Annotated in this window: 1 protein-coding gene; it reads right to left on the bottom strand. The window is 65.5% G+C overall.

Annotated features, from left to right (window positions below; all coding sequences use genetic code 11):
• Positions 1-423: serine aminopeptidase domain-containing protein (locus tag ETC00_RS20045; RefSeq protein WP_171567778.1), on the bottom strand; the 423-nt coding region annotated here is incomplete at both ends.

Here is a 423-nt window from a genome sequence, read left to right as displayed (position 1 = left end):
GCGCACGATGGACGACGAAGTCGGCCCCGGAAATCAGCAGTTGGGTGGGAATCTGGATCGCCTGTGCGTCCGCTACCACCCGCTCGGCAGCTTCGTAGAGGCCGAGCAGGACGTTCACCGAGATCGCCTTGGCGATCAGCGGGTCGCTGTCGTAGGAGGCGATCCGCTGCGGGTCGTGACTGAGGAAGCGTGCCTTGACATAGCTGTTGACGAAGAAATTGCCGCGCCACAGGCGCATCAGTTTCAGCCCGCTGCGGGCGAACGGCACGTAGAGCTTGACCTGGAACGCCGGCGAAGCCAGCACCAGTGCGCGCACCTTCGGCGCGTAGTCGTGGGCCCAGGTGGCAACCAGCACCGCGCCGACGCTCTGCGCCACCACCGCCATCCGCTCTTCGGCGATACCGTGGACGGCCTGGATATGGT

Origin of the sequence: Brevibacillus sp. MCWH, assembly GCF_013096935.1 — a bacterium.
GTDB classification, from domain to species: domain Bacteria; phylum Bacillota; class Bacilli; order Brevibacillales; family Brevibacillaceae; genus Brevibacillus; species Brevibacillus aydinogluensis.
The sequence above is the reverse complement of the archived record's forward strand: the minus strand, read 5'-3'. Positions and strand labels throughout refer to the sequence as shown.